Annotated in this window: 3 protein-coding genes; 1 reads left to right on the top strand and 2 read right to left on the bottom strand. The window is 52.0% G+C overall.

The window, feature by feature from the left end; all coding sequences use genetic code 11:
• Positions 1-115: 115 nt before the first annotated feature.
• The gene (locus LKK83_RS00775) at positions 116-991 is read right to left on the bottom strand and encodes an ABC transporter permease (RefSeq protein ID WP_324628815.1); all 876 of its coding nucleotides are present in this window, start codon (positions 989-991) and stop codon (positions 116-118) included.
• Between the two features lie 153 nt (positions 992-1,144).
• A complete protein-coding gene (locus LKK83_RS00770; protein WP_324628817.1) occupies positions 1,145-2,164 on the bottom strand; it encodes an ABC transporter ATP-binding protein in 1,020 nt (339 codons plus the stop codon).
• Positions 2,165-2,223: 59 nt separating this feature from the next.
• Between LKK83_RS00770 and LKK83_RS00765 the strand changes: the two genes are divergently transcribed.
• Positions 2,224-2,419, top strand: a 196-nt coding sequence (locus tag LKK83_RS00765; RefSeq protein WP_324628814.1) for a hypothetical protein, incomplete at its 3' end; no start/stop codon positions are given.

Genomic DNA, 2,419 nt, shown 5'->3' with positions numbered 1-2,419 from the left:
TGGTCTTCTGGTCAGGTGAGCTTGGGAAAATAAAGTCTTACCAAGCCCCTCCCTTTAGGGATGGGGTTCCTGACAGACTTGTCACGCTCAACCATTTATGATATAGACCATTCTACTAAGCAAATGTTCTCCGCAGTAAGGGTTGAATGCTCAACAGTGCCAATGCGGCAAATCCCGCCAACACCCCTAAGGCCCCGCCAAAGGTGACGTCACCCCAAGGAGCTTGCATCACCACACTTCCCCAGGACCAGTCCCCATGCAGGTACAGATAGCGAATGGGTTCGATCGCGTAGCTGAGCGGATTTAAAGACGCCACCACTTGCAACCATTTCGGCATAAACGACAGGGGCGCTAAAGCAGTGCTGGCAAACAGCAGGGGCAAATTAATCACAAAAATCACGGCAATTAATTCCACGTGCCCCGGTAGGGCAAAGGCAAAACCCAGGCTCAATCCCGTGACGCTCAAAACCAGCAGGAAGGTAATTAAGGCGATCGTTGCCAGACCCAATCCTCCGGGCAATCCGGCCCCCATAAACGCACCCGCCGTCACGATAACCGCCGTCTGAATGAAGCTGAGTACCATAATATATGCCGCCGAAGCAACCACAATCGAAAATCGACTGGATAATGGTGCCACCAACAAGCGATTTAAAAACCCGAATTCCCGGTCAAACATCACCGGCAACCCGGCATTCAGCGCCCCGGAAAATGCGGTAAATACAATCACTCCCGCCCCGAGAAATTGCGCGTAATTAATATTATCCCCAAACATGCCTTGCGGGGCATTTTGGAACAGCGCCCCAAACAAAATCAACCACATCAACGGTTGAATAATGCCGGCAATTAAGGTGGAAGGACGTCTCTGTAGTTGGATAAACAGCCGTTTGGTCAGGGCAAGGGTTTCTTGCACAAAATCCCCCACGGGATTGCTTCTGGCAGTTTGCAGCGCGCCACGGGCGCTGGGATTGGTTGGACTAACAGTTTGACTCATAATGACTAATGATTAGGGAACAGTTTATTCTGGCAAATCCTCGGTTCGAGGGTTTCAGACCTCGCTGAGGAAAGCGGTGGGAAAATGATTTTCCCACAGGTTCGCACTGCTATGGTTTCAGTGTGAATCGCTTCCCTACAATTGTCCTCTAACTTAGCGCATATTTTGTTTGCGTTCTTTTTTCGGATCCCGGGTTCCGGCGGCGGCGAGTTCCGCATCCATCAGGGTTTGACCGGTGGCGGTGAGGTAAACGTCATCCAAACTCGGGCGGGATTGGGCAATGCCAAAGGTGGGCAAACCCCCATCGCGCAAGGCTTGTTGAATGTTGCTCAAGGCGTCGCTTTGCGGTTTGACCACTAGGTTGAGGGAGTTCCCTTGGGCGTTGTTAATCACGATTTCTTCCACGAAGGGCAAGGGTTCGAGCAAGGATTTGGCTTTTTGCGCTTCTTCGATGGGGGAGAATTCGCGGATGCGCAGGGTAATGCGATCGCCGCCGATTTTATCTTTCAGTTCCGAGGGGCTTCCCACATCGATGATTTTCCCCTTATCCAGAATGGCGACGCGATTGGCGAGGGCGTCAATTTCTTCCAGATAATGGCTGGTAATCAACACTGTGGTGCCATTTTCCCGCAACTGGCGCAGGAACGACCACACCGCAATCCGACTTTCGATATCCAATCCCACGGTGGGTTCGTCCAATACCAGCACGTCAGGTTCGTGCAGCAATCCCGCCGCTAAGTCCAGGCGCTTTCGCATCCCCCCGGAATATTTCCCGGTTTGCGTGTTCGCCCACTCTTCGAGTCCCAATAAACTCAGCATGGCGTTGATTCTGTCTCTTGCCAAGGGTTTGGGAATGTGGTACAATGCCGCCTGCAGTTCCAGCAGCTCTCGCCCGGTAAGCACCTTGTCCAAGGCCACCTCCTGCGCCACATACCCGAGGCGCTGTCGGGCCGCTTTCGGATCGGCCACTACATCGATGCCAGACACCTCTAGGCGACCTGCATCTGGGGTGGCTAGGGTACACAAACACCGGATTGTCGTGGTTTTGCCCGCCCCATTCGGTCCGAGCAACCCGAAGATTTCTCCGGGTTGGATTTCAAAGGTGACCTCTTTGACCGCTTCGATCGCGCCGTAGCGCTTTTGCAGATTCTCGATTAAAATAGCTGGAGCCATGCGTTTCTTAAGTCCGAGTTGATACAAATCTACACATTCCTTCATATTATTTTAATGCTTTGGCGGCAGATGGGTCAGCTTGGAATGTTATCATCAGATTGTTGCAGGGTGACTCTGCTGAAACCGAGGCGTTGCCCAGCAAGTTTAAGCAATTTATGCAATGCGTAAGTTCCCTGCTTGCCCCATCGACCTTAATTCCACTTTATGCCAATTTCCCGGATTTGTCAATCAATCAGTTAGGCCACCAATTTTCCA

The sequence above is a fragment of the Phormidium sp. CCY1219 genome (genome assembly GCF_035615515.1).
GTDB lineage: Bacteria > Cyanobacteriota > Cyanobacteriia > Cyanobacteriales > Laspinemataceae > CCY1219.
Note: the sequence above shows the minus strand (reverse complement) of the source record. Positions and strands in the feature narration are given on the sequence as shown.

Coding starts and splice junctions, on each gene's coding strand:
- LKK83_RS00775 (WP_324628815.1), bottom strand. CDS start 991: ATGAGTCAAACTGTTAGTCCAACCAATCCCAGCGCCCGTGGCGCGCTG.
- LKK83_RS00770 (WP_324628817.1), bottom strand. CDS start 2,164: ATGGCTCCAGCTATTTTAATCGAGAATCTGCAAAAGCGCTACGGCGCG.